Annotated in this window: 21 protein-coding genes and 1 pseudogene; 13 read left to right on the top strand and 9 right to left on the bottom strand. The window is 64.5% G+C overall.

Annotation, left to right across the window (positions count from 1 at the left end):
* Positions 1-93: 93 nt before the first annotated feature.
* On the top strand, positions 94-1,191 hold the full coding sequence (locus tag ACZYHG_RS15545; RefSeq protein ID WP_464614546.1) for a CaiB/BaiF CoA transferase family protein: 1,098 nt from the start codon (positions 94-96) through the stop codon (positions 1,189-1,191).
* A 51-nt stretch (positions 1,192-1,242) separates the two neighbouring features.
* Positions 1,243-1,737: a peptide deformylase gene (locus ACZYHG_RS15540; protein ID WP_464614545.1), complete on the top strand. Its 495-nt coding sequence runs from the start codon at positions 1,243-1,245 to the stop codon at positions 1,735-1,737.
* A gap of 48 nt (positions 1,738-1,785) precedes the next feature.
* Here ACZYHG_RS15540 and ACZYHG_RS15535 read toward each other — a convergent pair whose 3' ends face one another.
* Entirely contained in the window at positions 1,786-2,094 is a 309-nt protein-coding gene (locus ACZYHG_RS15535) for a hypothetical protein (protein ID WP_464614544.1), read from the bottom strand.
* 302 nt (positions 2,095-2,396) lie between these two features.
* Here ACZYHG_RS15535 and ACZYHG_RS15530 point away from each other — a divergent pair, with 302 nt between their 5' ends.
* The 6 genes from ACZYHG_RS15530 (at position 2,397) to ACZYHG_RS15505 (ending at position 10,291) form a co-directional block, all read left to right on the top strand.
* Entirely contained in the window at positions 2,397-3,395 is a 999-nt protein-coding gene (locus ACZYHG_RS15530) for an ABC transporter permease (protein WP_464614543.1), read from the top strand.
* A gap of 36 nt (positions 3,396-3,431) precedes the next feature.
* On the top strand, positions 3,432-4,448 hold the full coding sequence (locus tag ACZYHG_RS15525; RefSeq protein WP_464614542.1) for a sugar ABC transporter substrate-binding protein: 1,017 nt from the start codon (positions 3,432-3,434) through the stop codon (positions 4,446-4,448).
* Between the two features lie 12 nt (positions 4,449-4,460).
* A complete protein-coding gene (locus ACZYHG_RS15520) occupies positions 4,461-6,578 on the top strand; it encodes an ABC transporter permease (RefSeq protein WP_464614541.1) in 2,118 nt (705 codons plus the stop codon).
* Positions 6,575-7,669 (top strand): YncE family protein, encoded by a 1,095-nt coding sequence (locus ACZYHG_RS15515; protein ID WP_464614540.1) that lies wholly within the window; start codon positions 6,575-6,577, stop codon positions 7,667-7,669. Before ACZYHG_RS15520 ends, ACZYHG_RS15515 begins: the two co-directional genes overlap by 4 nt.
* 3 nt (positions 7,670-7,672) lie before the next feature.
* Entirely contained in the window at positions 7,673-9,169 is a 1,497-nt protein-coding gene (locus ACZYHG_RS15510; RefSeq protein ID WP_464614539.1) for a sugar ABC transporter ATP-binding protein, read from the top strand.
* Between the two features lie 225 nt (positions 9,170-9,394).
* On the top strand, positions 9,395-10,291 hold the full coding sequence (locus tag ACZYHG_RS15505) for a LysR family transcriptional regulator (RefSeq protein WP_464614538.1): 897 nt from the start codon (positions 9,395-9,397) through the stop codon (positions 10,289-10,291).
* A gap of 123 nt (positions 10,292-10,414) precedes the next feature.
* Here ACZYHG_RS15505 and ACZYHG_RS15500 read toward each other — a convergent pair.
* Together ACZYHG_RS15500 and ACZYHG_RS15495 are read right to left on the bottom strand one after the other, a co-directional pair.
* A pseudogene (locus tag ACZYHG_RS15500) lies at positions 10,415-10,696 on the bottom strand (GIY-YIG nuclease family protein); the annotation flags it as partial.
* Between the two features lie 190 nt (positions 10,697-10,886).
* Positions 10,887-12,383 carry an aldehyde dehydrogenase family protein gene (locus ACZYHG_RS15495; RefSeq protein WP_464614537.1) on the bottom strand — a complete coding sequence of 499 codons (1,497 nt, stop codon included), beginning with the start codon at positions 12,381-12,383 and terminating at the stop codon, positions 10,887-10,889.
* Between the two features lie 142 nt (positions 12,384-12,525).
* Here ACZYHG_RS15495 and ACZYHG_RS15490 point away from each other — a divergent pair, with 142 nt between their 5' ends.
* The 5 genes from ACZYHG_RS15490 to ACZYHG_RS15470 all read left to right on the top strand — a co-directional run bounded on the left by ACZYHG_RS15490 (position 12,526) and on the right by ACZYHG_RS15470 (position 19,370).
* Positions 12,526-13,269 carry a glucose 1-dehydrogenase gene (locus tag ACZYHG_RS15490; protein WP_464614536.1) on the top strand — a complete coding sequence of 248 codons (744 nt, stop codon included), beginning with the start codon at positions 12,526-12,528 and terminating at the stop codon, positions 13,267-13,269.
* Positions 13,270-13,293: 24 nt separating this feature from the next.
* Positions 13,294-14,394, top strand: a complete 1,101-nt coding sequence (locus ACZYHG_RS15485; protein ID WP_464614535.1) for an isocitrate/isopropylmalate dehydrogenase family protein — start codon at positions 13,294-13,296, stop codon at positions 14,392-14,394.
* Between the two features lie 35 nt (positions 14,395-14,429).
* Positions 14,430-15,569, top strand: a complete 1,140-nt coding sequence (locus ACZYHG_RS15480) for an alpha-hydroxy acid oxidase (RefSeq protein WP_464614534.1) — start codon at positions 14,430-14,432, stop codon at positions 15,567-15,569.
* Between the two features lie 151 nt (positions 15,570-15,720).
* A complete protein-coding gene (locus ACZYHG_RS15475) occupies positions 15,721-17,823 on the top strand; it encodes an oxidoreductase (RefSeq protein ID WP_464614533.1) in 2,103 nt (700 codons plus the stop codon).
* Positions 17,824-17,831: 8 nt separating this feature from the next.
* Positions 17,832-19,370 (top strand): trimethylamine methyltransferase family protein, encoded by a 1,539-nt coding sequence (locus ACZYHG_RS15470; RefSeq protein ID WP_464614532.1) that lies wholly within the window; start codon positions 17,832-17,834, stop codon positions 19,368-19,370.
* A 2-nt stretch (positions 19,371-19,372) separates the two neighbouring features.
* Here ACZYHG_RS15470 and ACZYHG_RS15465 read toward each other — a convergent pair whose 3' ends face one another.
* From ACZYHG_RS15465 to ACZYHG_RS15440, 6 genes are read right to left on the bottom strand one after another with little or no spacing between them, the layout of a single operon-like run.
* Positions 19,373-20,053: a TetR/AcrR family transcriptional regulator gene (locus ACZYHG_RS15465; RefSeq protein ID WP_464614531.1), complete on the bottom strand. Its 681-nt coding sequence runs from the start codon at positions 20,051-20,053 to the stop codon at positions 19,373-19,375.
* A 43-nt stretch (positions 20,054-20,096) separates the two neighbouring features.
* Positions 20,097-21,659 (bottom strand): ABC transporter substrate-binding protein, encoded by a 1,563-nt coding sequence (locus ACZYHG_RS15460; RefSeq protein WP_464614530.1) that lies wholly within the window; start codon positions 21,657-21,659, stop codon positions 20,097-20,099.
* A gap of 1 nt (position 21,660) precedes the next feature.
* The gene (locus ACZYHG_RS15455; protein WP_464614529.1) at positions 21,661-22,689 is read right to left on the bottom strand and encodes an oligopeptide/dipeptide ABC transporter ATP-binding protein; all 1,029 of its coding nucleotides are present in this window, start codon (positions 22,687-22,689) and stop codon (positions 21,661-21,663) included.
* Complete coding sequence (locus ACZYHG_RS15450) at positions 22,686-23,651, bottom strand: ABC transporter ATP-binding protein (RefSeq protein WP_464614528.1); 966 nt, start codon at positions 23,649-23,651, stop codon at positions 22,686-22,688. The genes ACZYHG_RS15455 and ACZYHG_RS15450 overlap by 4 nt, the downstream gene beginning before the upstream one ends.
* On the bottom strand, positions 23,648-24,478 hold the full coding sequence (locus ACZYHG_RS15445) for an ABC transporter permease (RefSeq protein WP_464614527.1): 831 nt from the start codon (positions 24,476-24,478) through the stop codon (positions 23,648-23,650). Before ACZYHG_RS15445 ends, ACZYHG_RS15450 begins: the two co-directional genes overlap by 4 nt.
* Before the next feature lie 40 nt (positions 24,479-24,518).
* Positions 24,519-25,469 carry an ABC transporter permease gene (locus ACZYHG_RS15440; protein ID WP_464614526.1) on the bottom strand — a complete coding sequence of 317 codons (951 nt, stop codon included), beginning with the start codon at positions 25,467-25,469 and terminating at the stop codon, positions 24,519-24,521.
* Between the last annotated feature and the right edge of the window lie 5 nt (positions 25,470-25,474).

Raw genomic sequence — 25,474 nt, 5'->3', positions numbered from 1 at the left:
TGCTTCAATGCCAAAACAGCGGGGTTACACACTGTCGCCCCGTGCACACCAAAAGTGCGCCATGCCAAAAGGTTGAACGCCGTGGAGGGTGGAATGGTGAAGGGGACCCGCATCATCGAGATCGAGGCGCTTGGGCCGGCACCCTTCGCCGGCATGCTGCTCGCCGATCTTGGCGCCGATATCATCGTCGTCCACCGCAAGCAGGCGCCCGTGCCAGGCCTGCCCGAACGCTCGCTGCTCGATCGCGGCAAGCGCTCCATCGCGCTTGACCTCAAACATGCCGGGGATGTCGCCCTGCTGATGCGCCTGATTGCCACCGCCGACGGGCTGATCGAGGGGTTCCGGCCTGGCGTGATGGAGCGCCTCGGGCTCGGCCCGGATGCCTGCCACGCAGCCAACCCACGCCTCGTCTATGGCCGCATGACCGGCTGGGGCCAGGATGGACCGCTGGCCCATACCGCAGGACACGACATGAACTATATCGGCGTCTCGGGCGCGCTCTGGTACGCCTCCTTGCCGGGCGAGCCGCCAATGGCGCCGCCCACACTGGTTGGCGACATAGGCGGTGGCGCGCTCTATCTGGTGATCGGCATGCTGGCCGGGATCATGAATGCGCGAGCCGGCGGCCAAGGCACCGTGGTCGACGCGGCGATCGTCGACGGTTCGGCCCACATGATGAACCTGTTGATGGTGCTTGGCCAACTCGACGGGCTTACCGCCGAACGCGGCCAAAGCCTTCTCGATGGACCGCATTGGTGCCGCGTCTACCGCACATCTGATGGCGGCTTCGTCAGCGTCCAGTGCGTCGAACCGATATTCTATGCGCAGTTCCTCGACCGGCTTGGCTTTGCCGCCGATCCGCAATTCGCCAACCAATTCGATCGCAATCTCTGGCCGCAGCTTGGCAGCCGGCTGGCGGCGATCTTTGCCGCAAAAACCCGTGACGAGTGGACCGGCCTGTTCGAGGGCTCGGACGCTTGCGTCGCCCCAGTGCTTAATCCATGGGAGGCTGCACTGCATCCGCACATGGCCGCGCGCGGCTCCTGGCTGACGGCGGACGGTACCCTTCAGGCGGCGGCCGCGCCGCGCTTTTCCCTGCGCACCGATTGGACGCCGGCGAAAAGCCCGGCGCGCGGCGAGCACGATGCGGAGATCCGTGCAGAGCTTGACGAAACCGTGACAATGTCGTGAAGCGTCGCCTGCGGCACTCGACGAAGGTGATTGGCAGTTAGGACGAGGTCCATGGCGGTTCGGCCGATCATCAAGTTTCCCAATCATCTCCTGCGCGCCGTTGCGGAGCCGGTGACGCTGTTCGACGCCGAATTGCAGCGACTGGCGGATGATCTCATCGACACGATGCACGCGGCACCCGGGATCGGCATCACCGGCCCGCATGTCGGCATCTTGCTACGCCTGGTCGTGATCCAGCTGCCATCCGCCGCAAAGCCCGGGATTTACGTCAATCCAACTGTCATCCATGCCTCTACCGACATGATCCGTCATGCCGAAGGCAGCGTTTCGATGCCAGGCGTCACGGAAGACGTCGAGCGGCATGCAAGCGTCCGCGTCCGCTTTCAGGATCTGGATGGTATCGAGCAATATGAGGACGCCGAGGGGCTGCTGGCGGTTTGCCACCAGCATGAGAACGACCAACTCGACGGGCTTTTCTGGACGCACAGGCTGTCGCGCCTGAAGCGCGAGCGCCTGACCAAACGCTACGAAAAGCTGATGCGCTAGCCCAAGCCAGGCGCAGGCATGCCGAGCCGCGAACGAGGCGATTCGCCGCTACTTCCCGCAATAGTGACCGTTGATCGCGTTCGATGCGTTGGCGTCCGGTCCCACCCGATCGTACGCACAGGGGCCGGCGGCGGTGGTGAACAGCTGCTGGTCGTAATAGCGCGGACCGCCAAAGAGGAAGCCGATGAGATCGTCATCGGCGGGAACATAGCGTTCAGGCCCGGCCTGAGTGTAGTGCTCGTGATAATGGTGATGCCTGTGGTGGTGGCGGTGCTTGGCCCCGGCGAATGCCGAACTGGACACGCCGCAACCCATGGCGAGAGCCAGGGCGCAGATCGCAAAGCGTTTCGTCGTCATCGGCAACACCTCATGGCCAGTCCACCTGCTTATACGAATATATAGGCAACATCGCCAGTTGGGCAAAGGTTCGCACGCGATTCCCCGGCCTGCGGTTTGCCTGCCCCGTGATTGGCCGGCCACCTGGCCCCGTCGCCGGATCGAACTGCACAGCGCATCAGAAAATCGAAATTGCCCCTGCCGCATTGAGCCGCAATGGTCTTTGCGGAGGCAGCCGGCTCAGGGCTGTGGAGGAAACGCCGGGGCGGCAACGCTGCTCGGGCATGCTGCCGGTTGAAGCTGGCAGTCAGGGAGGAAGAGACTTGGCTGGTTCGGGCAAATCCGACGGCGCGCGCATGGGCATAAAAATGTCCCAGGAGCTGGTCGTCGTCGCGATCTCGGTCATCCTCTTTGTCGTCTTCTCGGCGACGCTCAACAATTTCCTGACCCAGGGCAACATCATTGCCATCCTCAAGAACGTCTCGATCCTCGGCACGCTTGCCGTCGGCATGGGCTTCATCGTCGTCGGCCGTGGCATTGATCTCACCATGGTGGCGGTGATGGTCGTCGGCGTCGCCTTCAGCATCTGGATTTCCACCTGGGGCATCGACTTCACGCTGGCGGTGGTCTGCGGCGCCCTGCTTGCCGCTGCCATCGGCCTGTTCACCGGCATCATGGTGGCGGTGGCCGAAATCCCGCCGATCTTCGCCACGCTTGCCATCGCCTCCTCGGTCTACGGGTCGGGGCGCATCGTCTTTGCTTCCGACGTGCTCTATGCCCCGTCAAACATCGCCTGGCTGAAATTCGTCGGCAGCGGCACCATCGTCGGCATCCCGATGTCCGTCGTCATCTTCGGCGCGGTGGCGGCGCTGATGGGCTTCTTCCTGCGCAAGACCCGCTTTGGCCGGCTGGTCTATGCCACCGGCGACAACCCGAACGCGGCCCGCACCACCGGCCTGCCGACGCGCCCGATCATCGTGACGCAATATGTGCTGAGCGCGCTCATCGCCTTCACCGCCGGCATCATCATGCTGGGGCTGGTCACCGGCATCGACACGCGCCTCTACAATTCCAGCCTGATCTACGACGTGCTGCTGGTCGTGGTTCTCGGCGGCATCGGCCTCTCCGGGGGCCAGGGCGGCGTGCGCAACGTCATCGTCGGCACCATCCTGGTCGGCATCCTGACCAACGGCATGACGATCCTGAACTTCAGCTACACCAGCCAGAACCTGATCAAGAGCGTGATCCTGCTGGGTGCGCTGGCGATCGACGCCATCATCAATCCGCGCGACGAGCAGACCTCGCAGAGCGGCGACATCTAAAAACATCAACCCGAAACATCAATCAGGGAGGAAACCATGAAGTTGTTCAAGAACTGCCTGTTCGCGGGCCTGACGGCGCTCACGCTGCTCAGCGCCGCCAACATCACCACCGCGCAGGAAACCGACCAGGTCGGCCGCGCGCCCTATCTCGAATCGCTCAAGGGCAAGAAGGTGATCTTCGTGCCGATCTCGCAGGGCATGGACCTCAACCAGTCATGGGTGGTGGTGTGGCAGCGTCACGCTGCCCGCTACGGCTTCAGCCTCGATGTGCGTGACCCCAACGGCGACACCAATGCCGGCATTCGCGCCATGCAGGGCGCCATTGCCGAGAAGCCGGATCTGATCATCGTCCAGAACCCCGATGTCCAGACCTACGCCCGATTGCTGAAGCAGGCGCAGGCCGCCGGCATCAAGGTGCTGCAGGTCAACATGCAGTCGGCAACGCAGACCAACTCCTATGTCGGCAACGACTGGATCGAGATGGGCCGTCTCGAAATGGGCGAACTGGCCAAGCACTGCACAGGGCCGAACGCCGTCTCGCACAAGGTGGTCTGGCTTGCCGGCGTCCAGACGGGCGCCGCCAACATCTACATGCGCACCGGCATCGATGAGGTGCTGAAAGCCAATCCGGAACTGCAGCTCGTCTCCGACCAGCCGGCCGACTATATGAGCGAGAAGGCCCGCCAGATCACCGAGACGGTGCTGCAGCAGCATCCGGACCTGTGCGGCATCATGGGCATCTGGGACAACGCCGAAGTCGGCGCGGGTGCCGCCGTCGCGGCCGCCGGCAAGCAGGACCAGGTCACCATCGTCACCAATGGCGCGGGCAGCGCCACCGGCTGCGAAAGCATCAAGAACGGCCTGCTCGATGTGATCTTCAACTTCAACTCGCCCATCCAGGCCGAGATCGCCGCGCAGCAGATTTCCGAATTGCTGCAGCATCCCGAGCGGCAGGCGGGCAGCGAGAAGACCATCTTCTTCGGCCCGATCACCCGCGTCGACAAGACCAATGCCACCGGCAGGAACTGCTGGAAGCTGGACGAGCTCAAGTAACGGACTGTCTTGATGAGCATGGCCGAAAGCCTTGTACGCTGGCGCTACCGCTTGCTCCCCGACCACGTGGTCGGGGAAATCCTGACCAAGAAGTGGATCGACAGCGTCATCCCCTTCACGGCGCTGGTTATTTTGTGCGCGATCTTCGGCTCGATCGTGCCGGGCTTCTGGAGCGTGGCGACGCTGACCAATCTCAGCGGCCAGACCGCCGAACTGGGTCTCGTCGTGCTCGGCATGACCATCGTCATGGTCTCGGGCGGCATCGACCTCTCCGTCGGTTCGACCTTCGCGCTGGCCGTGCTGGTGACGCTCTACGGCATGAATGTCGGGCAATGGAGTTTCGGCACCGGCCTGCTGGCCTGCCTCGGCCTGGGCGTTGTCTGCGGCGCCATCAACGGCTTCCTCGTCGGCTTCCTGCGCATGCGGGCCTTCCTGACCACGCTGGTCACGCTCATCATCTACCGCTCGACCTTCGACGTCATCTTCCCGCAGGTCTCGACGCCGATCGTCACCAGCGGGCCAAATTCGCCGACCTATGATTTCCTCGGCTTCGGCACGGTCTGGGGCGTGCCGACCTCCTTCATCGTCTTCGCCGTCATTGCGCTGGTGATCCACCTTGTCCTGTCGCGCGCCCGCTATGGCTGGCGGCTGTTCGCGGTCGGCGGCGCGCGTCGCTCCGCCTACAATGCCGGCATCAATGTGCGCTTCACCCTGTTCAGCGCCTATGTGCTGTGCTCGGTGCTGGTGGCGCTTTCCGGCTTCTTCTTCTCCGCCCGCATTGGCAGTGCTGCTTCCGACATCGGCACCGGCCTCGAACTGCAGGTGCTGACCGCGACCGTGCTCGGCGGCATCTCGCTTGGCGGCGGCCGCGGCTCGGTCGGCAAGGCGCTGATGGGCACGATCTTCGTGCTCATCCTGTCGAACAGCCTGCTGGCTCTGTCCGTATCCGGCCCGGTCAACTCCCTGATCCTCGGTCTCGTACTGCTGTTCTCGGTGCTGCTCGACGTGCGCTGGGTGAAGAACCGTCACAAGATCCTGCGCAGCGTCTACATCTCGCCGACCTTCGCCAAGATGCGCGAGCCGATCTCGACCGCGCCGGGCACGCCGATCGCCGTGAACGACCGGTTGAAGGATGTCGGCGTCATCGGCCTCGGTGTCCTCGACGGCGCGGAGGATGTGATCTTCGACCGCCAGGACCGCCTCTACACCGGCACCCGCCAGGGCGACATACTGCGCTTCCAGCCGCCGCATTATACGCAGAGTGAAGTGTTCGCCCATATTGGCGGCTCGCCGCTCGGCATGGCCTTCGACCGCGACGACAACCTGGTTATCTGTGTCGCCGGCATGGGCCTCTACCGCGTGGCGCCGGACGGCGCGGTGAAGCTGCTGACCGCCGAGACCAACCGCTCGCTGACCTCGGTCGTCGACGACTCGACGATGAAGCTCGCCGACGATTGCGACATCCTTCCCGATGGCCGCATTGTTTTCTCGGAAGCCACCGTGCGTTTCGAGATGCATGACTGGTATGCCGACGCGCTGGAGAGCCGTGGCAACGGCCGCATCATCGTCCACGACCCCAAGTCCGGTTCGACGCGCACGCTGCTATCGAACCTGGTCTTCCCCAATGGCATCTGCACGGCCTTCGACGGCCAGTCCGTGCTGTTCGCCGAAAGCTGGGCCTGCCGCATCAGCCGCTACTATTTCGACGGGCCGAAGAAGGGCAAGGTCGAGCGCGTCATCGAAGGCTTGCCCGGCTACCCCGACAACATCAACCGCGCCTCGGATGGCACCTATTGGCTCGCCCTGATGGGCATGCGCACGCCGGCGCTGGATCTCTCTCTGGAAATGCCGGGCTTCCGCCGCCGCATGGCGCGGCGCGTCTCGGAAGATGCCTGGCTGATGCCCAACCTCAACACCGGCTGCGTGCTGCGCTTCGACGAGAACGGCCAGATCCTGGAAAGCCTGTGGGATCGGGCCGGCGAGAAGCATCCGATGATCACCTCGATGCGCGAGCACAAGGGCGTGCTCTATCTCTGCGGCATCTTCAACAACCGCATGGGCACCTTGCCGCTGAAGGGCGTCGACCCCGACTGGTTCAGCTCGAACTCCTACTGGGGCAAAAAGGCATGAGCGCCGTGAGTCGGTTTTTCGACCGCTTTCTCGGCCGTGGCGACTGGGCGGTGACGGTGCCGACGCTCGACGGCCCCCTGCTGCCCAACCAGGGCCTTGAGGAGGCTGAGACTTTTGCCAGCCTCGCCGACGCCGACAATCTCGTGCGCACCGACAAGGGCGTGCTTGCGAGCAACGCCGCCGCGCTGGTGCGTTTCGGCGCCGAGGGCCGGGCCGAGGTGCTGCAGGAGTTTCCCGGCGAGATCACGGCACTGGCGCATGCGCGCGGCATGACCGCGCTGGCGATCGACGGCAAGGGCGTCGTCATCCGGGGTGGCCTGCATGACGGGCGCGAAGCGGCGGGCGACGAGGCCTTGCGGCTCTCTTGCATCACCGCCCTCACTTTCCTCGACAGCAACAGCTTGCTGATCGCCAATGGCTCGGCCTCGCTGCCGGCAGGCGGCTGGCGCCGCGACCTGATGCAGAAGAACGCTTCCGGTTCGCTCTGGCGTCTCGACCTCAAGAGCGGCCGGCTGGAGTTGATCCGCGACGGCCTCGCCTGGCCGGCTGGCATCGCCACCACCGGCTCCAACCGCATCTACGTCACCGAAGCCTGGCGCCACCGCGTGCTGGCGATCGACCTAGCCACCAGGGCAACGGCGCCGGTGCTGGAACATCTGCCGGCCTATCCCGCCCGCATCGCGCCCGCCTTCAATGCCGGCTACTGGCTGACCTTCTATTCCGTCCGCAACCAGCTGATCGAGTTCATCCTGCGCGAGGAGACCTATCGCAAGCGCATGCTGGCGGAGGTCCCCGAACAGTTCTGGATGGCGCCGTCGCTGAGCTCATGGCGCGACTACCGCGAGCCGATGCAAGGCAGCCAGTTGAAACAGATGAATGTGCTGAAGCCCTACGCGGTCACCCGATCCTATGGGCTGGTGGTGCATTGCGACCAGAACATGAAACCGCTGTCGAGTTTCCATTCGCGCGCCGACGGCACGGTGCACGGCACGGTCAGCGTCTGCGAGACGGGCGACGATCTGCTGGTCGCCTCGCGCGGCGGCGCCAGGATCGTGCGCGTGCCCGGCGCGGCCAGCGGCAAGCGGGGTTAAGCGATGTCGGACAACATCATCGAACTTAAGGATGCGACCAAGGCCTTCTCGCGCATTCCGGCCTTCAAGAACGTCGATTTCGACTTGCGCAAGGGCGAGATCCACGCGCTGCTTGGCGAAAACGGCGCCGGCAAATCCACTTTGACCAAGGTCATGGCGGGCGTGTTCAAGCTGACCGAAGGCAAGATGAGCTTCGACGGCAAGGACGTGTCCTTCGCGGCACCCGCGGAAGCGCTGCGCGCCGGCATCGCCATGGTGTTCCAGGAAACCAATCTGGTGCCGGCCATGACGGTAGCGCAGAACCTCTATCTCGGCGAAGAGAAGATGTTCAACCGGCTGCGCGGCCTCTACATCCAGGCCCGGCAATTCCTCGCCGGCATGGGGTTTCAGGTCGACCCGACCGCACAGGTCAGCACGCTGGGCGCGGCGCACAAGCAGATGGTGGAGATCGCGCGCGCCGTCCACCACAAGGCCCGCGTCATCATCTTCGACGAGCCGACCGCCACGCTGACGCCTGAGGAGAAGAGCCACTTCTTCAACCTGCTGCATCGCCTGGTCAAGGAAGGCATCGCCATCATCTTCATCAGCCACGCGCTGGAAGAGGCGCTGGCGGTGGCCGACCGCATCACCGTCATGCGCGACGGCGAGATCGTCGCTTCGGGAGACGCCAAGGGATTCACCCGCGCCACCATCGTGCAGGCCATGGTCGGCCGCACATTGACGGAAACGCTGCATGGCGAGGTCAAGCGCACGGCGCGGCCCTATGGCGACAAGGTGCTGTCGGTCGAGAACCTGTCCTGCGCCGGCCTGGTGCGCAACTCGTCCTTCTCGGTCTTCTCGGGTCAGGTCACCGGCATGTTCGGTCTCGTCGGCGCTGGCCGCACCGAAATGGCCAAGGTCGTTGCCGGCCTGTTGAAGCGCAACATCTTCCATGGCGGCGAAATCCGCCTGCTCGGCAAATCGGTGCGCTACCGCGTGCCGCGACCGGCGGTGCGCGACGGCATTGTCTATGTCACCGAGGACCGCAAGCTCGACGGTTTCTTCGAGACCATGACGGCCGGCGAGAACCTGCAAATGGGCGAACTGACGGAGGGCGCCAATCCGATCTCCATGGTGTCGTTGAGCCGCGCCAGGCAGCTGGCCCGCGAATGGGGCGAGCGCCTGAGCCTGCGGCAGACCAGCGACCGCGCGCGGATGATCGAACTCTCAGGCGGCAACCAGCAAAAGGTCGTGATCGCCAAGTCGCTGATCCAGAAGCCGAAGCTGGTGATTTTCGACGAGCCGACGCGCGGCGTCGATGTCGGCGCCATCGTCGAGATCCATCAGCTTATCAGCGACCTCGCCGACCAGGGCATGGCCGTCGTCGTCATCTCGTCCTACCTGCCTGAAATCCTTGCCGTTTCGGACCGCATCCTGGTCGTCAAGCGCGGCCGCGTGGTGGAGGAGATGATGCTGTCAGACGCGACCGAGGAACGCGTCATGTTCGCCGCGGTCCACTGAACGTCTCCAAGAGAAGAAGTGTTTGCTGGCAAAAGCAATTCCAGGAAAAGTGCGAAGCGGCTTTCCGTCCGGAATTGCGCGAAAACAAAGAGTTAGACCGGTTTGATGATTATACCAATCATCGAACCGATCTAAGCCAGGACCAATGGCTGGCCAGGCCTATTGCCTTGCAATCACTTCCGCGTCTGAATAGGTCAGGAGGTCAGATCACCTGCCCGAGCGGACATGTCCAGCATCAACCTCAAACTTCTGCAGACGTTCCTGCTTGCCGCTGAAAACGGCAGCTTCCGTCGTGCTGCCGAAGAGAGCAACCGCTCGCCATCGGCGGTCTCGATGCAGATCCGCGACCTCGAGGAGCAGATCGGCATCTCGCTCTTCATACGCACCGCGCAGCGCGCCAGCCTGACACCGGAAGGCCAGATCCTGTTCGAGGAGATCGCCAATGCGATGTCGCAGGTGCAGGGCAGCCTCGACCGGCTGACCGAGATCGCGGCGCGGCGCAAGGGCAAGGTCCAGATCGCCTGCGCCCCGACGCTGGCCGCGAGCCGGCTGGGCGACATACTGACGACCTTCAAGCTGCGCTATCCCCGCTCGATCGTCGAGGTCATCGAGACGCCGCCGCAGGCGGCGCTCGGCCTGCTGCAGCAGCAGGAGGTCGAGTTCTACATCGGCCCCGAACTGCCCAACCTGAGCGACTTCCAGTTCGAGTCCATCCTCGACGATCCGCTGATGGCCTGTATCCCGACGGAAATATACGGCGGCGAAAAGAAGCTGCTGCTCTCCGACCTGCTGCGCTATCCCCTGATCCTGCTCAACCGCAAGACGGCGGTGCGCGGCCTTGTCGACCGGCTGACGGCGGCGGAAGGCATCGAGCTCAAGCCGCAATACGAAGTCGAAAGCGCACAGACCGCCGTGGCGCTCGCCTCCTCCGGGCTCGGCGTCTGCGTCGTGCCCCGCATCGCCATCTCGCGCAACGACGAGCGTATGCGCGTCGTGCCCATCGACCACCGAGACGCTCACCGCTCCGTCGGCATCATCACCGCGCGCGGCTACGTGCATCATAGCTTCTCCGAACAGCTGATGAACCTGATCCGCACCAACCTGCGCGAACTGGCGCATTGATTGAGGTCAGGAAGCATCCCCTACGTCGTCATCCTAGGGCGAAGCAAGGAGCGAAGCGACGCGCGCAGACCCTAGGATCCATTCCGCGACCTCAAGGCGTTGCAACGGCGCAGAACGCTCACCACCCGGTTCACGGAAAAGCTCAAACCAATCAGGATTCGCTTTCTCGATGAGCTCAATCTTCCACTGCCTTAGGCAGCGCTTCAACGATTTCTCTCGCTGAATAGCGTCGGTGATATCGAAATATTCTTCATACCAGACAAGCCGCTGCACGCCGTATCGACTGGTGAACTGCGACCCTTGCCCTGACTTGTGATCGGGCATGCGGCGGCCAAGATCATTGGTAACGCCGATATAGATCGTGCCGCGCTTCTTACTGGAGGTCATGTAGACATAACCGGTCATGGATGGACGTTAGCTGTCAAAGCGAGCGCCTTCTATCCTGGACCGCAGCATTCTTCGACAACCGTCACGGAATGGATCCTAGGGTCTGCGCCGCGTCGCTTCGCTCCTTGCTCCGCCCTAGGATGACGAAGTCAGGGGCATTTGCGTACCCACCATTCGCAGGCCGGCCTCACCTGAATATCGGCACAGCCTAGTCGGTTTGGATCCAGACTGACTTCGTCTCCATATACTCATGCAGATGCTCGATGCCGCCTTCGCGGCCATACCCGGACATCTTCATGCCGCCGAACGGCACGGCGGGGTCGATGGCGTGGTACATGTTGACCCAGACCGAGCCGGCCTTGATGCGCCGCGCCAGCTTGTGCGCGGTGCCGAGATGGGTGGTGAAGATGCCGGCGGCCAGCCCATAGGGCGTCGCATTGGCGCGCGTGACGGCTTCATCCAGCGTGTCGAATGGCATCGCCGAAATCACCGGCCCGAAAATCTCCTCGCGCGCGATGGTCATCTTGTCCGACACCTGGCCGAATACCGTGGGCGCGATGAAGTTGCCGCCATCATAGAGCGCGCCTGTCAGCCGCGATCCGCCGGTGACCAGTTCCGCGCCCTCGTCGCTGCCGGCCTTGATGTAGCCCTCCACCTTGCCGGCCTGCCTGGCATTGATCAGCGGCCCGATCTCCGTCTCCGCCTCGATGCCATGGCCGATGCGCAACTTGCCGGCGTAATCGGCGACCCGGCGCACGAACTCGTCATGGATTTCGCGCGCCACGAACAGCCGCGAACCGGCGATGCAGATCTGCCCCGAATGCACGAAGACAGCCATCGCCGCAACGGGAACCGCCTTGTCGATATCGGCATCACGGCAGACGATGACAGGCGACTTGCCGCCAAGCTCCAGCGAGACGCGCTTAAGGTTGGTCACCCCAGCCCGCGCGATAGCCTGCCCGGTCAGCGTCGAGCCGGTGAAGACGATCTTGTTGACGTCGGGATGTTCGGCGAGCCGCGCGCCGGCCTCGGCGCCCGTGCCGGTAACGATGTTGACGACGCCGTCGGGAACGCCGGCTTCCTGCATCAGCCGCGCGATCAGAAGCGGCGTCAGCGAGGCATCCTCCGAAGGCTTCAGCACGATGGTGCAGCCGGTGGCGAGCGCCGGCGCGATCTTCCAGATCGACGCGGCGGTCGGCGCGTTCCAGGGAATGATCGCGCCGACGACGCCGACCGGCTCGCGCCTTGTGAAGGAGACGATCTCGCCGGGGATGGAATTGTCTATGGATTCGCCATGCAGCGCGGTCGCCATGCCGGCATAGAAGCGCAACATGCCGATGACGCGGCGCCGGTTGGCCAGCGTGCGGGTGATCGGCAGGCCCATGTCGAGCGTGTCAGAAACGCTGAGCTCTTCCCAATGCGTCTCGAACAGATCGGCGATGCGCAACAGCACGCACTGCCGCTCATAGGGCGAGAATTTGGACCATGGACCTTCGAAGGCCGCGCGCGCGGCCGCCACTGCCGCGTCGACGTCAACGGCCGAGCTTCGTGGCACGCTGGCCAGCACCTCACCCGTCGCCGGGTTGAGCGCCTGCATCACTGCACCGGACTGCGCCGCAACCCATTTGCCGCCGATGAACATCGGCCGGAATTCGCCATGGTAGAGCGTCGTTGCCTTCGCCCTCGGGTCGAAATTCAGCGTCATGGCGTCCTCCTCACGAATTCCGGGGCAACTCTTACTCCCGCTGCCGGCGACCTCAAACAAGGAAAGCTAAAAGGGCGTTCAGATAATCGGACTGTGCAATCAAAGCGACTTCCCCGATGGTGCCGGCAACGGAGGAACAGATATGAGACTTGCTGGCAAGGTCGCCATCGTCACCGGTGGCGGTTCGGGATTTGGCGAAGGCATCGTCAGGAAATTCGTCACCGAGGGCGCACTGGTCGTGCTGATGGACCGCGACGAAGCGGCGGCTGCCAGGGTTGCTGGCGAGGTCGGCAAAAGCGTGCGGCCGATCACTGGTGACGTCTCGAAACTCGACAGCTTCGAGGCAGCGGCCGAACTGGCCCGCTCGGCCTTTGGCGGTCTCGACATACTGGTCAACAATGCCGGCGTCGCGCAGCCGCCCCTGCCTCTGGAGACGATGGACGACGAGCTGTTCGACCGCATCGCCAACGTCAACATGCGCTCGATCTACAACGGCGCCCGCGCGGTCGTTCCGCATTTCAAGTCGATCAAATCGGGCGCGATCCTCAATGTCGCCTCCACCGGCGGCGTCTCGCCGCGCCCGAACCTCACCTGGTACAACGCCTCCAAGGGCTGGGTGATTGCCGCCACCCGGGCCATGGCCGTGGAACTCGCGCCCTTCGGCATCCGCGTCAACGCCATCAACCCGGTCGCCGGCGACACCCCGCTTCTGTCCACCTTCATCGGCTCCGGCGAGGAGAACCGCGCCCGCGTCGTCGCCACCATCCCCATTGGCCGGCTGTCGACGCCTCAGGACATGGGCAACGCCGCCGCGTTCCTGTGCTCCGACGAGGCCAGCATGATCACCGGCGTCGACCTCAACGTCGATGGCGGCAAGTGCATCTGAGCGTCTGTTTCTGAGGGTCCGGCGATGAAGGATATCTATGAAATCGCAGTGGTGCATGGCGACGGCATCGGCCCGGAAGTCTGCGCCGCCACGGTCGAGGTGGTGAAGGCCGCGCTCGGGGCTGAGAGCCCGCTGCGCTTCACCGAATATCCGGCCGGCGCCGAGCACTTCCTGAAAACCGGCCAGAGCTTTCCAGAACCCACCTTCCAGGCCTGCCGGGCCGCGGACGCGATCCTGCATGGCGCCGGCGGCCTGCCGGGCGTGGTGCACCCGGACGGTACCGAAGCCGGCTTGGACTTCACGCTGAGACTGCGCTTCGAGCTCGACCTCTACGCCAACATCCGCCCGATCAGGCTCTTCGAGGGCGTGCAGAGCCCGTTGAGCGGCGTGAAGGCTGGCGACATCGACTACATCATCCTGCGCGAAAACAGCGAGGGGCTTTACGCCGCACGCGGCTCGGGTGCGCTGCTGCGCGGCGAGGTCGCGGTCGATACGCTGGTGCAGACCCGCTCCGGCATCGTGCGCATAGTGCGCAAAGCGTTTGAATTGGCGCGCCAGTCCAGCGGCGCCCCTCGTGACGGCGTGCGCCGCGTCACCTGCTGCGACAAGGCGAACGTACTGCGCAGCTATGCCTTCTTCCGCTCCGTCTTCGACGAGGTGGCGAAGGACTATCCCGACATCGCCACCGAACACGCGCTGGTCGACGCCATGGCGATGCACCTCGTGCTGAAGCCCGGCCACTTCAATGTCATCGTCAGCGAGAACATGTTCGGCGATATCCTGTCCGACCTCGCCGCGGCGACGGTCGGCGGCATGGGCATGGCGCCGTCGGCCGAGATCGGCGAGAAGAACGGCTTCTTCCAGGCCGCGCACGGCTCGGCGCCCGACATTGCCGGCAAGGGCATTGCCAATCCCTACGGCACCATCCTGTCGGCGGCCTCGATGCTCGACTGGCTCGGCCACAAGCATGGCGATGGCAGGCTCAACCAGGCCGCCGATCGCATCCGCCGCGTCACGGAAGGCTGCCTTGCCGGCGGCCTGCTCAGCGCCGACCTGAAAGGCAGCGCGTCGACCCGTGCGATCACCCATGCCGTCTGCGACGGGCTCGCCATGGTCCCGGCATGAAGCGGCCATGACCAGACCGGCGGGAGACGCCTGAGGTGGCAGCGCTTGATCGCCTCGTTTCGGTCGAGGATTTTCGCAGGCTTGCGCGCCGCCGGCTGCCGAAATCGATCTTCGAATTTGTCGATGGCGGGTCAGGACAGGAACTGACGCTCGCCGCCAACCGCGCTGACTTCGAGCGGATCCGGCTCATACCGCGCGTGCTCACCGACGTCTCCCGGCCGGACCTCTCCACGTCGTTGTGGTCGCAGACCCTGCCCACACCGCTGGTGATCAGCCCGATGGGCTCCTGCGCGCTGGTCAGGCCCGGGGCAGACATCGCCATCGCCAAGGCGGCGAGCGCACGCGGCATACCCTACACGCTCTCCACCATGGCCACGACGAGCATCGAGCGCATGGCCAAGGCTGTCGAGGGACCGCTCTGGTTCCAGCTCTATGTGCTCAAGGATTTCGACTTCAACCGCCAGCTTGTGCGGCGGGCCGAGGAAACCGGCTATTCGACGCTGGTGGTGACCGTCGACCTGCAGGCTGGGGGAAAACGCGAGAAGGACCTCAGGAACGGTATTTCGATCCCGTTGCGCCCCTCGCCCCGGCATCTCCTCGAAGGCCTGGCTCATCCCGGCTGGTCGCTGCGGCTGCTGCGTCGCGGGCTGCCGCGTTTCGCGAATGTCCGTGGCTATCTCGGCGACACCAGCGCCGGACTGACCATCGCCGCGCGTGTCGGCTCCAATCTCCATGCCGGTTTCGACTGGGACGATTTCCGCCGGATCCGCGACTGGTGGAAGGGCCGGCTTGTGGTCAAGGGCGTCCTGCATCCGACGGATGCGGCAAGCCTGGTGGCCGCCGGCGCCGACGGCATCTGGGTGTCTAACCATGGCGGTCGCCAGCTCGACGGCGCCATTTCGAGCATCGACGCCCTGCCCTCTATCCGCCATGCGCTGGGTGCCAAAATTCCGATCCTCATCGATTCCGGCATCCGCACCGGCATGGACATCATCAAGGCCGGGGCGCTTGGTGCCTCCGCCGCGGCAATCGGCCGGGCCGCGCTGTTCGGCGCCACGGCCGGAGAAGCCGGCGTTAACAGGGTGCTCGACATCCTGCTGGAAGACATCGCCAACGGCCTGAAGCTCGCCGGCACGCCCGCGTTCAGCCAGATCGGTCCCGACCTGATCGCGTGACAGGCGACGCGCAACGGCTCCAGTATCCCTCGCAAGTTCATTGCTTTTTCGGGGCCTCCGCCTGCCCCGGTACTATGGGCCATTGCGTTCTGCAATATCAGCGAATATGCTTGTTGTACGATCGTTCAACAAGCGTATTCGCGAAGCCCTGATGACCTGCAATCCCCGCTATGAAATCCTGTTCGAGCCGATGCGGATCGGGCCGGTCACCGCGCCGAACCGCTTCTATCAGGTGCCGCATGCAAGCGGCATGACCAACGCGCTGCCGCGTGTGCGCGCCGCCTTTCGCGAAGCCAAGGCCGAGGGCGGCTGGGGCGTGATCTGCACCGGCGCCTGTTCGATCGACCCGAGCTCGGACGACGCGCCGCTGCCTTTCGCCACGCTGTGGGACGACAACGACATCCGTGCGCACGCGCTGATGACGGAGGCCGTGCACCGCCATGGTTCGCTGGCCGGCGTGGAACTGTGGCATGGCGGCGCGTCCGTCATGAACCGGACCAGCCGGCTGCCGCCACTGTCGCCGTCGGGAATTCCATGGATGGCCACCCATGTCGGCTTCATGGGCAATTTGCGGCCCAAGACGATGGACAAGGCCGACATCCGCGAGGTGCTGAGATGCCAGGCCGAAGCGGCGCGCAAGGCGCGCACGGCCGGCTTCGACGTGGTCTACGTCTATGCCGGCATGGGCTATCTCGGCTACGAATTCCTGCTGCCCGAATACAATCACCGCTCGGACGAATATGGCGGGTCGATCGAGAACCGCGTGCGCTTCGTGCGCGAGATGATCGAGGTCACCAAGGATGCCGTCGGCAAGGATTGCGGCGTCGCTTTGCGGGTCAGCCTCGAGGAACTGCGCGGCCGTCCCGGCCGCAATCAACCGTCCGAGGCGCACGAACTGGTCGAGCTGCTGGCCGACCTGCCCGACCTGTTCGACGTCAAGATGGATTCCAGCCCGACCGACTGTTCGGCGTCGCGCTTCACTGGCGAAGGCAGCCATGAGCCGGTGATCGATTTCGTCAAATCTCTGACCAAAAAACCGGTGGTTGGCGTCGGCCGCTTCACCTCCCCCGACACGATGGTGTCTCAGATCAAACGCGGCGTGCTCGACTTCATCGGCGGCGCCCGGCCCTCGATCGCCGATCCCTTCCTGCCGGCCAAGATCCGCGAAGGCCGCGAGGCCGAGATCCGCGAATGCATCGGCTGCAACATCTGCATTTCGAGCTGGCATGACGGCGTGCCGGTGCGCTGCACGCAGAACCCGACCGCTGGCGAGGAATGGCGGCGTGGCTGGCATCCCGAGCGCACCGACCGTACCGACAGGCCGGAGCGCATCCTGATCGTCGGCGGCGGACCGGCCGGGCTCGAATGCGCACTGACGCTTGGCCGTCGCGGCCATGAAGTGATGCTCGCCGACAAAAGCCGCAGCTTTGGCGGGCGGCTGACCTTCGAGAAGACGCTGCCCGGCCTGTCGGCCTGGAACCGCGTCGTCGACTACCGCCTCGGCCGCCTCGGCGAGATGAGCAATGTCTCGCTCTATCCCGAAAGTGCGTTGGGCGTGGACGAGATCATCGATCTGGCGCCGGATCGCGTGGTGCTGGCCACCGGCGCGCGCTGGACCAACATGCTCTATTCCTCAATGGAGATTCCGGTCGGCAGGCTCGACCACGCGGAAGTGTTCACGCCTGACGACATCGCCGCTGGCCGCCTCCCGCAAGGGCCGACCTTGGTCTTCGATTTCGACAACTACTACATTGGCGGCGTGCTGACCGAGCATCTGGCGGCACAGGGTATTCCGGTCAGCTACGTGACCCCGGCAGGCCAGGCGTCGGCCTGGACGATCATGACCAACGAGCTGCCGCTGGTGCATCGCGCGCTGGCGCGGCGCAAGGTGCCGGTAACGACGCTGCATCTCTTGAAATCCTTCGACGGCGAGACCGCGACGCTGGCGCATCTGTCCACCGGCGAGCAAACCCACGTCGCCTGCCACTCGGTGCTGATCGTTGGGCTGCGGTTGCCGCGCAACGAACTGTTCGAGACGCTGACGGAACGCGCGGAGGCGCTCACCGCTGCCGGCATCCGCAGCGTCGATCGCATCGGCGACACGCTGGCGCCGGGCGCGATCGCCCATGCCGTGCACAGCGGCCACAAGCTGGCGCAAGAGATCGGCGCAGAAATCCGCGTAAAGCCCTACCGCCGCGACACGCCGATCGTCGATGCGGTGGCCGATTTCGATATGCGCACAGCAGCCGAATAGGAGGACGCATGGAACGCACCGCCGCACGTCGCAGACCCGGCCGTCCGCAACGCGAGATCGGCGGCATCGAGCAGCGGCCTTGGAAGCAGCTGACACGCCCCTATGCGCCGATCGAGATCCTGTCGGCCGACCAGGTGCAGACGATCCACGAAATGGGGCTCACCATCCTCGAAGAGATCGGCATGCGCGTGCTGCAGCCGCAAGCGCGTCAGTTCTATCGCGCCGCCGGCTGCGATGTCGACGAAGGCGAGATGCGCGTGCGCTTCGACCGGTCCATGGTGATGGAGCGCGTTGCCACGGCGCCGTCATCGTTCGAATTGCGCGCCCGCAATCCGGCAAAGAACGTCAAGGTCGGCGGGCGGAATTGCATCCTGTCCTCGGTCGGCGGTCCGGCCTATGTCATGGACAATGATAAGGGACGCCGCCCCGGCACCTATGCCGAGATGTGCGACTATTTGAAACTCATCCAGTCGTTCAATGTGCTGCATCAGGAAGGCGGCGGACCGTTCGAGCCGCTCGACCTGCACCAGAACACCCGCCATCTCGACCTCTACTACGCCGAGATCACCTTGCTCGACAAGAATTGGCAGCCGCAAACCCTTGGCCGGGGTCGTGCCACCGACGCGCTGGAAATGGTGGCGATTTCGCTGGGCACAACGCGCGAGAACCTTGCGCGGGAAATGCCCGTCTTCACCGGCATCATCAACACCAATTCGCCGCTGCAGCTCGACGAGCCGATGGCGGAGGGGTTGATCACGCTGGCCGAGCACGGCCAGGTCAATGTCATCACGCCGTTCACGCTGGCCGGCGCGATGAGCCCGGTGACGCTTGCCGGTGCGCTGTCGCAGCAGCACGCCGAGGCGCTGGCCGGCATCGTGCTGACCCAGATCGTACGTCCCGGCGTGCCTGTGATGTATGGCGGCTTCACCTCCAATGTCGACATGAAGACCGGCGCGCCAGCCTTCGGCACGCCCGAATACACGCAGGCCGCGCAGATCACCGGACAGCTCTGCCGGCTGATCGGCGTGCCGTTCCGCTCCAGCAATGTCACCGCCGCCAATTCGGTCGACGCGCAGGCCGCCTATGAGAGCGCCATGTCGCTGTGGGGCTGCCTGATGGGCGGCGCCAATCTGGTGCTGCATGCCGCCGGCTGGCTCGGCGGCGGGCTTACCGCATCGTTCGAAAAACTGGTCATCGATGCCGAGATGCTGCAGATGATGTCGGCCTATTTCGACCCGCCGGTGGTCGACATTGACACACTGGCTCTGGAAGCGGTGCGCGAGGTCGGCCCGGCCGGGCATTTCTTCGGCGCCGCGCACACGATGCAACGGTACGAGCGCGCCTTCTATTCGCCGATGGTGTCCAACTGGGACAATTACGACACCTGGATGGAACGCGGCCAGGTCACCGCGCGTGAACGCGCCAACGTCGTGTGGAAGCGTATGGTCGCCGAATACGAGCAACCGCCGATCGATCCCGGCATCGACGAGGCGCTACGTGATTATATGGAGCGACGGAAACGCGAGGGTGGTTCGCCGCTGAATTGAGGTTAGGGCTCCCGCAGCGGCCCCACCTGCCCCTCGAGCATCTCAAAACCCGCCGCTTCCGCCCCCTGCGGTGTCACCACGCTTTCATCGAGACACCATTCGAGCCACAACCCGTCGACCAGGGCGATGAAATTGCGCGCCAGCGCCGGAGCATCGACTTGCCGGCCGCGCGGCACCGCGACCGCCGCGATATCCTCGGCAAGCTCCGCCCGGTAGGCGTCATAGAGTTCGCGGTGCGCCGCCTTGAGGCGCGGGTTGACGGCGATCTCGCCCCACAGCGACAGCCAGATCAGCAGGTTCTCGCGGCTGAAATATTCGGGCGAGAAATTGGAGTGCACCAGGGCGGCAAGGGCCGCCTGCGGCGACCAATCCGACGTTTCGGCGCGGCGGCGCTTGGCTTCGGCGATCTGGTTGTTGACGCTGGCATAGAGCGAGGATTTGTAGACCTCGACCAGCAGCCCATCGAGGCTTTCGAAATGGTGGTTGATGAGGCCGCGCGAGACGCCGGCCTCCTTGCAGATGCGATCGATGGTGAAGGCGCCGATGCCGCCGACCGACAGGCAGCGCGTCGCCGCCTCGATCAGCATGGAGCGGCGCACATCGGCCTGCTCGCGGCTGAAGCGCGGCGGCGATTTCTTGGCGCCGCGCTTGCGTTTTTCAGGGGCTGATCCTGCTTCCGTCATGGCTCCAGCTAATCGATTGCGCCCTTCCTGTCCACGGAAGCGTTCACGCCTTCTTCTTGAACAAAACGGGATTGGGATGGCCATCGGGATAAATGACCGGCTCGAAAGCCGTCTTGTGGATGGCGACCAATGGCTGGTGGCAGATGAAGACGAAACCGCCGGACTGCTCCATCAAATCCTCCATGCGGTTGGACAGCGCGATGCGCTTGGTCTCGTCGCTTTCGGCCACCAATTGCTGGTAGCTGGTCTCGAATTCGGCGCTGTCGAAGCCGGACCAATTGTAGGCGCCGATCTGATCGGGGCGGAACCAGACCAGGTTTTCGGAAGGATCGATGCCGCCGGCGAAATCCATCAGCGCCAGGTCGATATTCTTGTAGCCATCGCCTTGCGTCTTGTCGCCGACGCCCCAGAAGGCAGCCTCGTCATAAGGCTGGATTTCGACGTTGATGCCGGCCTGTTCGAGGCTGGCCTGGATGATCTGTGCTGTGGCTGTGCGGATGGAATCGTTCATCACTGTCAAAGTCAGAGACAGATCGCCGACACCTGCTTCTTTAAGCAACGCGATCGACTTCTCATAGTCGGGCGCCGCAATCAGATTGCTGGCGCGCGCGAATTTGGTGCCGGGCTGGACGACGCCGGTGGAGCGCTTGGTGAGATCGTCATAGACGCCGGTGAGGACCTGCCCGACATCGACGCCATACTGCACCGCCTGGCGGACTTTCAGATCCTTGAGCCGCGGGCTCAGCATGTTGATGGTCAGCCAGACATAGCGGGTTGACTGCGCCTCGATCAGCGTGGTGTCGGCGGGTGGGCTGGCCTTGACCGCCTTGGTCGCCGAAATGGCGATCTTGGTATAGTCGAAGGCATCGGCCTCGTAGGCGAGTTGCGCTGCCTGATCGTCCGACACGACATAGATTTCGACCTTTGAGAAATCCGGCTTCGGTCCCGGCCAATCCGGATTGGCGGTCAGCGTCACCTTCTGCTTCTGCTGCCAGTCCGAGAAGAGATAGGGACCGCAGGTCGCCGGCGGCTGCGTGGTGAACTTGCCGCCCGCCTTCTCGGTGCCGGCGCGGCTGATGATGTGGCCGCCATAGTAAGGCAGGCTGGTGACGAAGATCGGCTGGTAGGGTTCTTTCAGATGGATGATGCCGTTGCGGGCATCCACCACCTCGACGCGATCGAGTTTCTCGAACTGGTAGGCCCAGGGCGATGCCAGCGCCTTGTCGGCGATGCGCTCGAACGAGAATTTCACGTCGTCAGCGGTGACCGCACCAAAACCACCAGACCATTTCAACCCGTCGATCAGCGTGAAGGCGATGGCCTTGGGGTCTTTCTGTTCAAGCTTTTCCGCCCCCCACAGCGACCAGGGCGAGCCCTTCCTGATGTCGCCGAAATGGTTGAGCGAGACATAGATGCCGCGCATCATGACATCCTCGATGCCGCCATTCATGAAGGCGGGATCGAGGCACTGCAGATCGCCCTCCATGCGGATGCGCAGCGTGTCGCTGGCCGCCGACCAGGCAAAGCCAGGCTTCATCGCCAGGCCGGCGCCGAGTGCGCCGGCTGCTTTCAGGAATGCACGTCTGTTGATGGACCATTCTGTCATGTCAATTTCCCCTTTGATTTGTGGAAGCACGTGAGAAGGCTTCCCGTTCTTGCCCGCCGTTCTCGAGCGGGAAATGGCAGCGCACCATGCGATCGGCGCCCATCGGCCGATAGGCCGGCGCCTCGGTCTTGCAGCGGTCGCGCGATATCGGGCAGCGCGTGTGAAACTCGCAGCCCGAAGGCCGGCGGAACACGCTCGGGATCTCGCCGGTGACGGCAGGGTTGTGACTGCGGCGGCGCGGATCGGGGATCGGCTCGGACTGGATCAGCGTCGCCGTATAGGGATGCATCGGCGCCGAAAACACGTCTTGCGTCGGCCCGGTTTCGACCAGCCGGCCAAGATACATGATGGCCAGCCGGTCGCTGACATGGCGGATCATGGCGAGGTTGTGGGTGACGATCATGGCGGCGAAACCGAGCTCGCGCTTCAGTTCACCGATGAGGTTGAGCACATCACCCTGCACCGAGACATCGAGGCCTGCGGTCGGCTCGTCGGCGAGCAGCAAATGCGGCTTCATCGCCAGAGCACGCGCGACACCGACGCGGCGCGCCTGGCCTCCGGAAAGCTCGTGCGGGAAACGGTCGACGAAGGAGGCCGGCAGGCCGACCAGCGCCAGCAGCGCCTTGGCGGCGGCGCGGCGGTCCGGCATCGCCACGCCCTGAATGATCTGCGGTTCGGTGAGCAGCGTGCCAATGCGCAGGCGCGGGCTGAGCGAGGCGACCGGATCCTGAAACATCATGGCCGAGCGCCGACGCATGGCGCGGAAATCGGCCGGCGTCGCCACGTCCCTGCCCTCGAAGGCGATGCGGCCGGCGGCTGCCCTGATGAGGCCGAGGATGGTGCGGGCCAGCGTCGTCTTGCCCGAGCCGGATTCGCCGACCAGCCCGAGCGTTTCGCCCGGCATCAACGACAGCGTCACGCCGTCGATGACGTTGAAGCCCGGCAGCCGAAATGGATTGATCAGCCGGTTGAGCAAACCGCCTTTGGTGAAGCTGACCGACAGATCCTCGACGGCGAGCAGTGGGCTCATGGCGCCACCGCATGGCAGCGTGCAACATGGGCGGCGGCGAGTTTGACCAGCGGCGGCGCGATGGAACCGCATGGCGCGAAGGCACGGTCGCAGCGCGGGGCGTAGACGCATCCCGATGGCGGCTGGGTCAAATTGGGCAACGAGCCGGGAATGGTCGGCAGCCGGTCCAGCCGCTCCTGGAAGCGGGCGGGGTCGCAGGCGAGCAACGCTTGCGTGTAGGGATGCCTGGCGTCGTGGAAGATCGCGTCGACCTCACCGCCTTCCACCACCTCGCCGGCATACATGACATAGACGCGGTCGCAGAGTTCGGCGATGACGCCGAGATGGTGCGAGACGATGATGATGATGCCGTTGTACTCGCGCCGGAGTTCGCGCAGCAGATGGATGATCTGCGCTTCCATGGTGACGTCGAGCGCCGTTGTCGGCTCGTCGGCGATCAGCAGGCCGGGATCGGTCAGCAAGGCGGCGGCAATCGCGACGCGCTGGCGCATGCCGCCGGACAGCTCATGCGGATAGCTCTGCATGCGCCGTTCGGCGTCGGCGATGCCGACGCGGCCGAGCATGGCGGCGATGCGCGCCCGCTTCTGCGCCCGGCCGAGATCCTTGCGGTGATGCTGGAAGTCGACGAGCTGGTCGCCGATGGTCAGCACCGGGTTGAACGCCGTCATCGGATCCTGGCTGACGAGCGCGATCTCGTCGCCGCGCAGGAGGCGCTGGCGGTGCGCGTCGAGCTTCGCCAGGTCAACGCCATTGTAGCGGATCGACCCATCGACGCGGGCGTTCGCCGGCAACAGATTGGCCAAGGCGGTGACCAGCGTGGACTTGCCGCAGCCGCTCTCGCCGACAATGCCGATGACCTCGCCCGGATGCGCCTCGATGTCGACATGGCGTAGCGCGTGCACCGCGCCATGCGGCGTCTCGTAGCGGACGCTGAGATCGCTGGCGGCGAGCGAGCCGGTCATGCTGGCCTCCGCAACTGCAGGCGCGGATCGAGATAGTCGCGCAGGCCTTCGCCAAGGAAGGTGAAGCCGAGCGTGGCGAGCACCAGTGGCAGCCCACCGAAGATGACCATGAAGGGAGCCGAGCGGATCGAGGTGTAGCCGTCATAAAGGATCGAGCCCCAGGACGGCGTCGGCGGCCGCACACCGAGGCCAAGGAAGCTCAAGCCGGCCTCGACCATGATGACGACCGGAATGTCCATCGAAAGAAGGATGATCAGCGGGCCAACGACATTGGGCAGAAGGTGGATGAAGATGATGCGCGCGGCACTGGCATCGATCAGGCGTTCGGCGAGGATGTAGTCGCTGTTCTTCAGCGCCAGCGTCTGTGCCCGGATCAGCCTGGCATAGCTCGGGAATGAGGTCGCGGCGATGACGATGATCAGCGTGCCGGTGCCGGCCCCAAGCACGGTGATGATGGCGAGCGCGAACATGATCATCGGCAGCGAGTTCAGGCTGTCGAAGCTCAGCACCAGGATGGCATCGAGCCAGCGCGGGCCGTAGCCGGCTATCAGGCCGAGCATCAGGCCGATGGCGCCGGCAATGGCCACCGACACCATGGCGATGGTGAGCGCCGTGCGTGCGCCATAGATGACGCGCGACAAGAGATCGCGGCCGAGATGATCGGTGCCGAACCAGTGTTCCATCGATGGCGTCTGCAGCTTGTGCAGCACGTCGATCTTGACCGGCGAATAGGGCGCCAGCCACGGCGCGAAGATGGCGGTGACGAGGAAGCCGGTGACCATGATCAAGGCCACGCAGGTGAACGGGTCGGCAAGCAGCGCGCGCAACAGCGGAAATCGTTGTCGGCCCGGAACGGACAACGAGGCATCAGCCACGGAAGACATCGCGCACCCTTGGGTCGAGCCGCGCGATCAACAGATCGGCGGCAATGGTGATGGAGACATAGATGGCGGTCATGATCAGCACCGTGCCCATGACGACCGGATAGTTGCGGGTGTTGACGGCATCGGTGATCAGCTTGCCGATCCCCGGCCGGGCAAACACAGCCTCGACGAAGACGGCGCTGGACAGGATGCTGCCGAGGCCGACGGCGACCAGGGAGATGGTCGGAATAATGGCGATGCGCAGCGCGTATTTGGAGACGATCTTCCATTCCGGCAAACCGAACGAGCGCGCGGTGCGAATGTGGGGCTCGCCCATCACTTCCATCATCGATGCGCGCACCATGCGGGCGATGTAGCCGATCCAGCCGAGCGCGATCGCCGCGGCCGGCATCACCAGCGCCTTGGCCTGGCTGACGAAGTCCCCGGCCTCGCCGGCGCCGATCGCCGGCAGCCAGCGCAACGTGACGGCAAACAGCAGCAGCGAATAGATGGCGACGACGAAGGACGGCACGGCAATGACGCCGACCGAGAGCACGCCGATGACGGCATCGGCCGCCGTGCCACGCCGCATCACCGACAGGCAGCCGAGCGGAACGCCGATGAGGAGCGCGACGGTAAGCGCGGTCAGCCCAAGGATCAGCGTGTTCGGCAGCGCCTCCAGCACCAGCGTCGAGACGGGCCGGTTCGACCAGACGTCATAGCCGAGATTGCCGGTCAGCGCGTTGCGGAAGAATTCTATGATCTGCCACCAGACCGGCTGGTCGAGACCCATGCGCTCGATCAGCAGCCGCTTCAGTTCCGGCGTGGCGCGCGGACCCAGTGCCACGGTTGCCGGATCGCCGGGAACCAGGAAGACCGCCGCATACATGGCGATCATGACCAGGATGAGGATCAGGAGGCCGAGACCGATGCGCTTCACTGCATATGCGAGCATGGTCT

This window comes from Mesorhizobium subarcticum (genome assembly GCF_055456085.1).
This window is presented reverse-complemented; position numbering and strand designations above follow the sequence as displayed.